Source organism: Novosphingobium lindaniclasticum LE124 (genome assembly GCF_000445125.1).
Taxonomy (GTDB): Bacteria; Pseudomonadota; Alphaproteobacteria; order Sphingomonadales; family Sphingomonadaceae; genus Novosphingobium; species Novosphingobium lindaniclasticum.
In genome coordinates, this window is sequence record NZ_ATHL01000029.1 from 1 (window position 1) to 7,773 (window position 7,773).

At 68.0% G+C, this 7,773-nt stretch carries 7 protein-coding genes; all 7 read right to left on the reverse strand.

Annotation, left to right across the window (positions count from 1 at the left end):
• The coding region (locus L284_RS28510; protein ID WP_021232697.1) for an outer membrane protein at positions 1-613 on the reverse strand (613 nt) is incomplete at its 3' end.
• Between the two features lie 187 nt (positions 614-800).
• The gene (locus L284_RS28515) at positions 801-1,259 is read right to left on the reverse strand and encodes a DUF2793 domain-containing protein (RefSeq protein WP_021232698.1); all 459 of its coding nucleotides are present in this window, start codon (positions 1,257-1,259) and stop codon (positions 801-803) included.
• 20 nt (positions 1,260-1,279) lie between these two features.
• On the reverse strand, positions 1,280-3,475 hold the full coding sequence (locus tag L284_RS28520; RefSeq protein WP_021232699.1) for a GTA baseplate fiber-binding domain-containing protein: 2,196 nt from the start codon (positions 3,473-3,475) through the stop codon (positions 1,280-1,282).
• Positions 3,448-3,891, reverse strand: a complete 444-nt coding sequence (locus tag L284_RS28525; protein WP_021232700.1) for an NlpC/P60 family protein — start codon at positions 3,889-3,891, stop codon at positions 3,448-3,450. Before L284_RS28525 ends, L284_RS28520 begins: the two co-directional genes overlap by 28 nt.
• A complete protein-coding gene (locus tag L284_RS28530) occupies positions 3,888-4,709 on the reverse strand; it encodes a DUF2163 domain-containing protein (RefSeq protein WP_021232701.1) in 822 nt (273 codons plus the stop codon). Before L284_RS28530 ends, L284_RS28525 begins: the two co-directional genes overlap by 4 nt.
• Positions 4,706-7,063, reverse strand: a complete 2,358-nt coding sequence (locus L284_RS28535) for a phage distal tail protein, Rcc01695 family (RefSeq protein ID WP_021232702.1) — start codon at positions 7,061-7,063, stop codon at positions 4,706-4,708. Before L284_RS28535 ends, L284_RS28530 begins: the two co-directional genes overlap by 4 nt.
• Before the next feature lie 23 nt (positions 7,064-7,086).
• Entirely contained in the window at positions 7,087-7,668 is a 582-nt protein-coding gene (locus L284_RS28540; protein ID WP_021232703.1) for a hypothetical protein, read from the reverse strand.
• Positions 7,669-7,773 lie beyond the last annotated feature (105 nt).

The following is a 7,773-nucleotide window of genomic DNA, read 5'->3' on the forward strand; positions in this document are numbered from 1 at the left end:
GCGGGGGCGGCGGGGGAGCAGCCGGTTCGCCGAAGTTGTAGCCCAGAGTCGCGAGCAGCGAGTGCGAACGCCAGCGGGTGCTGATGTCGTTACCGGCAACGTCGACGAAGTCGAGGTTGTTGACGTTGCTGAAGCGATACTTCAGGCCCACGTCCACGCGGTCGCTGATCGGCGCGCGGATACCCGCGATGGCCTGCCAGGCGAAGCCCGTGTCCGAATCGTCGAAGATGTCGTAGTGAACGCGGCCGACACCGGCGCCACCACCGACGTAGCCCTGAAGGCCGTCATCGGGACCGAAGTCCAGCAGGCCGTTGACCATGAAGGTCAGGGCGCTGGCGTCGGGGCCGTTGCTGCCCTTGAACGAGGACTGGCGGTAGCTGGCTTCGGTTTCCAGGCGGAAGGGACCGAAGTCGTAGCCGAGAACGGCGCCGCCGTCGAAGCCGGTTTCGAATTCGGCCGTGGCAGCGTTGTTCACGCCGTTGATGTCGAGATCGGCATCTTCGACGATCATCGCGCCGGCGTTGAGTTCAAGATACCACGAGTTGTCGCGCGCGAGCGCGGGAGTGGCGATAGCTGTCGAAGCCAGCGCCAGTCCTAGGACGAGTTTCCTCATATGTTTCCCCTACTAAAGAGATTTGGAGCCACCGAGTGCCTCGAGTGTCTACCCCCTCAGCTTTCCGTGTGCAAGCGCACATTGAGTGCGACTGTTGCAGAAATGTCGCGTTTTCGGGGGCTTGGTGAAGCGTGTGACCCCGTTATTGGAAATCGACTGCACCGTGTTACCCCTGTCAATGCGACCGTTACGCTGATGGAACGATACCCAAGACTTGCAGGACGCCGATCAGTTCTGCGATCGCCGCCCGAGCCTGAACATCAACTGTGATCCCGCCAAGTGGTTCCACGGGAAGTACCGCTTTTCTCCAAAAATTATGGAAAAGACGTTCCTGGCGGGTCGAAAGGTCGAAAACCCTAAGGCCTTCACGCGGCTCGACAAACAGCCAGTTGCCGCCGTGGAGGCCGGCGATGCTGGCGTCGCGGCCCGACCACGCGCCGGTGGCGCCTTCTGCGACCAGCCAACTTTCACCGGGTCTAGGGTCTTCCGGCGGAGTGGCCCGTTCGCCGGATATCGTAGCATGGAGCAAGATGTCGCAGCGCGAGAGGGCCTCGTTGACGAAGGCCTCCTTCTGGGCCTGGGCGACATGGAGAAGCGGCAGGCCATACCGCGGGCTTTCGGTTTCGAACGTGATGGAATCGCTCATGATTTGAATCCTTGCGGGGTTCAGGACAGGCGGAAGAGATCGAGCGGCGCGGACAAGCCGTAGGTGCCTTGCTGGCGCACCGTCAGCACAGCGCCAGGCAAGAGGGCGACAAGGCGCGAGAGCGTATCCGGCGGCAGGTCGAGCGAGGGCGTCGGCACCGTCCATGTCGCGAGAGGCGTCGCAAGAGGACCGCAGGCGACGACATAACTCTCCGACTGTTCCACAAGCGGCACGTCGATGCCGTCTTGCCACACCCAGTCGCCGCGCGCCCGGCGCGTCCAGTTGAGGCGCAGCGTACCGTCGTGCAGCAATGCCGCGCGGGGATGGACCGGAGCCGGAGGGCGCAAGGTGAGGCCGCTCATCTGCACGGAGGCAAGGACCGGTTCCGCGTCCCCCCGGCCCAGTGCCGCGACCTTCCGCCCGGCGGCTCCGCCGAGCAGCGCCGCATCCAGAGCGCTCGCCTTGCCGTCGAGCAGAACGAAGACTTCGCCTTGACCATGATCTGCGATGGCGCCGTCGGTGCGGCCGCGTCCGCGCAGGAAACCGTCGAGCCGCCACTGTCCTGCGCCGAGGGGGGCGGCCGCGGCGAACTGGACGATCTCGTCTCCCACCAGCGCCAGGTTCGCCCCCTCCGCCATCTGCGCAGTGGTCGCCGACACGAGTTGCATGCCCGGATCGACCAGAGTCACCCGCAGGCTGGACCGGCGATCGAAGATCATGGGACTCATCGGCAGAAGCGCGTTCGTGGCGGTGCCCATGATCGCGCGGCGGCGCCCACTCGGGCCAAGCGGATGCAGCGCGCCGTCGCCGCGATCGGCAAAGAGGGCCGCTCCGCTCCAGTTCGCCCCGGCAGAGGACACGGCCGCAAAGACACGCGCCTGGCCGGCGGCGAGGGTGGCGGCGTCGCAAGGCAGTTCGAAAGCAGCCAGTTTCGTCGCCGTTACAGGAAAGTCCTGCGGAGGATTGAGCCGTCCCGGATCCGCTCCGGCCTGTGCCGGTACATCGGCCGAACGGGGCACCAGCCGCTCGGCAGTGATCTCCACCCCGGAATCGCGCCACTCCCAATCGAGTACGCGCCATTGCCCGGCGATCTGGGGGAACGCGACCAGGGTTCCCGGCGCGACGTCGGGATCGAGTTCGCTGGACCGCCAGGAAATGCGGTCGCGGCTCCAGTCGTTCCGGCGTCGGACACGCTCTATCATGCCGCGCGCCGTATCCGCGCTCAGCGCGGCGGGAAGTTCGATCGCGCGCGGCGCACCTCTGGATGCCTGACCTTGCGCATGCTGGACTCCGGGAAGGTAATCGCGGTCGCTGTCGAAGTAGCGGAGCTGGGAGACGGGATGCTCGTCGGCGGCGAGGCGGTGCCGGGCAAAGCCGGTAGCGGCGCCGAAGTCCCCGTCGCCTGTGGAGATCGCGGCTTCGGACAAGACGATCGGACGGGATTGCAGCCGTCGGTGCGAGATCAGCAGGGTGTCGCTTCCGGCATCCACGTCCAGCGGGAGTACCCGGTCGATGGTCTCCAGAACGCCGCCGACCGGCCCGTCGCAGGTGAGGCCTTGAAATCCGTCGAGCGGCACCGCGACCTCGACGTCCTCAACAAGCTCGCCGAGCAGATCGGCAAGTTCGATCCGCTCGTCCGCCAGGACTTCGAACGTCAGGGCGGGCAGGCGGTTGTAGAACTCCGAGAGATCGAGGTCCTCGAACACGGCGTAGGCGAGATCGCGGTGCGCGGGGCAGCGCGCCTCGCCTTCGGCGGCGAGCATCAGCGGATCGCAGGCCTGGTCGCCGTGGCCGGTGTGGATGCGCAGCGTGCCTCCCGCCTTGAGGTCGCCCTGGGCACCGCGCAGCAGCTTGCCGTCGGCCCAGATCCGGCCGATACCCAGGATCGGGCGGCTGGCCAGAGCAACCGCGAAGCTGGCCGTGTAGCTGTAACTCGTCAGTGAGGCTGCGCCTTTGCCGCCGCCCAGTAATTCGCTGCTTTCGACGAGGTCCGTTGCCCAGATGATCTGCCCGGCCACGCGCATGCGTCCGAAGTGACGGGGCAGCGGCTGGCCGTAGCTGGACATGGTGACGTCCAGTTCCTTCAGCCGCGCACCATCCCTGCCGGGCGAACCGAAGATGGCGGCATCGAACTGGCTGCCGACCATCGATCCGATCGCGCCGCCCAAAGGGCCGCCCAGGGTGCTGCCTACGGCGTTGAGAACGAGCGTGGCCATGTTTTCTCCTGTGGGTTGAGGGGCCGCCAGTGGCCGATGAGCGGCCAATCCTGCGGCACCGGGCCGAGCACGACGCGGCGCAGGCCCGCATGGGCGTGGACGATCCGGTCGGGACCGACCGCCAGGGCGAAGTGGACCTGGCAAGGCCCCGGTCGCAGCATGAGCAGGTCGCCGGCAACGGCGGAGCCTTCGACGGGAAAGAGCCCCATACTTTCGGTCACGGCAGCGACGATGGGATCGGCAGGGCTCAGGCCACGGCTTCGCAGGCCGTAGTGGTTCGGCATGCGCGCGGTCTGGCCATAAGCCAGCGCGACCACGCCGAGGCAGTCCAGCCCGATGCGCGGATCGCGCCCGTGCAGCCGGAACGGCACGCCGACAAGGCGAAGTGCCGCTGCCGCGACGTCTTCTCCGGTCACGAGGCGGGGGCGGGATAGCGCGTGAGCAGGTCGTTCCCCGGCAGGAACGGCTCGCCGCGAAAGTTGACGGCATTGCCGAACCGCGTGCCGCAAGTGCCGAGGGTATGATCGCAGCCCTCTCGCAGGAGCGCGCGCGATCCGGCTGCGGCGCCCGGGTTCAGCGGGAGGTCGAGCACCAGGCTGCGGTCGTCCACGCCGACGATGCGGCTTGTCATGCCCGCTTGCGGCCCTTCCAGCCATCGCAGTGTCCCGCCCTCGAAAGCGTGGAGATCGCCGGCGATCGCCGGCATGACCGCGTTCTTCGAGCCGTCGGTGGCCCCGACTTCGACCTCGCGCGTGAAGCGCTGCGGATCGAGGTTGCAGCCCGGCCCGCAGAACGGGGCGCGGCAGGAGGGACTGCTGCGCGGCACCGGATCGCGGGCCAGTTCTTCCTTGCGCGATCTCAGCTCGGCCGAGAACATGCCGTCGTCCTGCGAGACGGCGCCGATCGCGCCGGTGTAAAGCGTGTCGCGCTCGGCCGTCTCCCAATCGATCAGGCCGATGCGGACGCGGGCACCGTCGAAGCGGCCCTCCGCAAGGTCGGTTGCGGAGATCGTTTCGTGGCTGAGGATGCCGCGCACTTCCGCGCTGTCGGCTTCGAAGCCCGCAGACTTGCGGATTGAAGACGGCACCATGCCGGGAGAGGCGCGGTGCAGCACGCCGTCGAACCAGAGATCGGCGTCATGGGTGGTGAAGCCCAGGGTCACGCCGTCGCGCCGGTCGATGCGCCAGAAGGTGGCGACCGTTTCCAGGTCACTCGCGAACCAGATCCGGCTCATGCCGCCTCCCGAATTTCGACGACAGGGACGCTCGGTGCTTCGCCGGCCGCGAAGGAAGCGCCGGCGATCTCCAGCTGATCGTCCGCGAAGCGGACCGGAACGTCGAAGAGGAAGCCTGCGCGCACGACAGCGCCTGCCGGAGGGGCATCGTCGAACGTCAGCATCCCCATCGGACCGAGCGACCAGTTGCCGAGTTGCGCGGCGCCGTCGATCGAGACGAGCAGGCTCTCGGCCAAAGGCCGGGTGATCCGGCGCACCTGGGCCTCCTTGCCCTCGCCGTAACGCTTCACCAGCGGGAATGCGGCGTTCACGCCGTCACCGCTGCCGAGCCGCTGGTCGAGCGGGCTGGGCACGCCGGTCATTCCTTTCGAGCTGAAATCGCTGGGATCGCGCAAAAGGAAACCGCGCGCGGGGCCGCGCCGGGCGCGAAAGAAGGCGATCAACGCGCCGAGTTCCTCTTCGGAGCGAATGCCGGGGCCAAGGTCGAACCGCAGGCGCGCATTGGACCACAGGCTGTTGCGGCGCTCGAAGCCGGATGCGGTCACGGAGATCGCGGTGGAGAACTCGGTAACTACTGCGGCGTCGCGGCCGAGCGCCAGAGGGTAGGGCACATCGTCGAAAGCCTGCATCGGGTCGGTTCCTGAAGCGTCGAGGGTGGGGGGAAGACGGACGAAGCCGTCGCGGGCGACCTGGGGCAGAGCCCAGACGACGATTTCGTGATGAGACCGGGCGATGGCCTCGTCGACGCCTGCGTCGATGCGGCGCCACTGGTCGCTTTGCGAAGGCTTCAGCACGAAGCCGGCAAGGTAGTCCTGCTCCTCGGGAGGATAGCGCAGGCGCTGGTTCACCGTGTCGTAGGCACGGCGGCGCAGGGAGTCGGCTCCGGCGGTGAGCCAGTCGTAGTCCTCGACCTGCAGGCGGTCGAAGGCGGGGAATGCCCAGCCCACCGGGAGGTTGGCGCGCTGCATCTCGGGCATCGTCGCGTCGAGCACGGTGGGCGTGAAGACCAGCGCCAGCGCTTCGACCCTCTGCGGGGCGGCGGCGATGCGGACGGCGGCGACGAGATCGGCGGTGGAGCGGGCCAGCAGCGCCCCCGCCGCGTCGAGCAGGGCCGTGCGAGCGGGGTCGAGCGCCGCGCGCATGTCGGGAATAGCGGCTGGGGAGCCGCCCAGTGCGGCGCGGGCCGCTTCATCGTAGATGCAGATGCGGCCGTCCGCAAAGCACCACCACCACGGTTCGCCGACCTGGAAGCGCACCGGAGCACCGGCCTCGATCATGATCTGCGCGAAAGCGGCGCCGACGGATTGCAGCCAGCCCATCGCCTCATCGTTCGCCGGGGAGAGCAGCGTGGACGGCGGGTCCCAGCCGGTGAGCGCGGGATTGCCCTGGTGATCGCGCTGTTTCCAGGCCTCCGGGCAATGCTGGTCGAGAAGCTCGTAGGAAAGCGAGGCGACTGGGCTGAAGCCGAGCCTCATGCACTCGGCGAAGAAGGCGCGGTGCCAGCTGCGCGTCGGCGCATTGAGCGGATCCCCGCCCGTGCCGATGGGACTCGTGCCGGTGAGAAAGCCGCCGCTTTCGGCAGCTAGCCGGAAGTAGTGGCTCATCCCGACATAGTGGACCACCGAGCCCCGGTAGCCGAGTTGCCGCACGCTGCGCAGCAGCCGGGCCGGGGTCTGCACCCCCTGGTCGTCGAAGCCGGTGGCCATGGCCAGGCCGTTGGGCGGTAGGATGATGTCGCCGATTTCCAACATGGCGCGGGCGCCATCGGCGCGAATCTCGCTGAGCTCGATCCAGCCCTCGGCTTCGGCGGGCAGGGGATCGGCACTGCCGTCGGAGCCCGGCGGACAGAAGGAGATGAACATGCGGTCGATCGCATGGGGCCAGAGGCGATCGGCTTCGGCCGGCAGCGCATAGCCGCCGTCGAGTTCCGAGAACCGCAGGGTGATCCGCGCGTCCTCGCCGGTGCCTTCGGCATAGTTCCAGAGCCTGACGTACCAGACCCGCGCAGCGCCGGTGGCGTCGTGGCCCTCGATCGTCAGCGTCGGTCCATTGCCGGCGTCGAGGGGGATCACGCCAGACGAGCGCCAGCGGAAGCTGAGCGACGTATGGGCGTAGTCGCGGTCGGCCTTGTAGGCGAGCAGGGGATGGTCGAGCGTGTCTTCGCTGTCCCAGATCAGTCCGCCGAGGTCGGCCTTGCGCAGGAAGGATGCATCGACGCGCAAGGCATCGGGGGCGGTGGAGACGACCGAGGCCATCATCGGGCGCGGGAAATTGACGGTCCAGAAGCGCGGGTCGAAGCGCCTGATCCAGTCGCTTGCCTGTCCGTTGCGCTTGCTTGCGAGCCAGAATGCCATGCGGGATTCCTCCAGGATTGCGTTCAGCGGATAGCGATTGCGCGGCGCACCGCGCTGGCGACCTGGCGCGACGAGCGCTGAAGCGACTGCGGCGCACTCGATCCACGCGGCGCGGAAAGGTTGATGGCGACTTTCACGTCGCGGGCGGATGCGGTGGCGGGCGCTTCGATCCGTCCCGCCGAAGTGGGCACGAAGAGTTCCGGGCCGCGCTCACCGACGACATAGCCGCGTCCCGGCGAGACGTTGCCGCCCGTTGCGCGTCCCGGTAGCCCGAGCAGGCCGGAGAACAGGCCCGAGTAATCGAGCATGCCTGCCGCCGCACCGTGAGAACCGCTTCCGCCGGTGCCACTGCCACCGAGCAGTCGCTGCAGCGACTGTGCCGCGATCTCCCCCAAGGCGCCGAGCGCCGTGCGCTTGAGGTCTTCGAAGCCGAGACTGCCGCGCCGGATCGCGCTCGTCAGGCCCCTTTCCAGCGCCTGTCCGGCCTGGGTGAAACCGGCCACGAGATCGCCGTCGATACTGCCGCGCATGCGGGCGATGTCGCGGCTGAACGCTTCGGTGCCGGCGCGCACTTCCACCAGCAGGCCGTCGATGTCATCGCTCATTGTCGTGCTCCATCAGCTTTTCGAGCAGGAACCGATCGAGGCCCTGAGCCTCGGCGGCGGCGTGCAGGCCCAGTGCAGCGGCGAGTTCGGCGGGCGTCGCGGCCC

Excerpts from the sequence above, each read along its gene's own strand:
- L284_RS28535 (WP_021232702.1), bottom strand. The coding sequence starts at position 7,063 with ATGGCATTCTGGCTCGCAAGCAAGCGCAACGGACAGGCAAGCGACTGG.
- L284_RS28540 (WP_021232703.1), bottom strand. The coding sequence starts at position 7,668 with ATGAGCGATGACATCGACGGCCTGCTGGTGGAAGTGCGCGCCGGCACC.
- L284_RS28515 (WP_021232698.1), bottom strand. The coding sequence starts at position 1,259 with ATGAGCGATTCCATCACGTTCGAAACCGAAAGCCCGCGGTATGGCCTG.
- L284_RS28520 (WP_021232699.1), bottom strand. The coding sequence starts at position 3,475 with ATGGCCACGCTCGTTCTCAACGCCGTAGGCAGCACCCTGGGCGGCCCT.
- L284_RS28530 (WP_021232701.1), bottom strand. The coding sequence starts at position 4,709 with ATGAGCCGGATCTGGTTCGCGAGTGACCTGGAAACGGTCGCCACCTTC.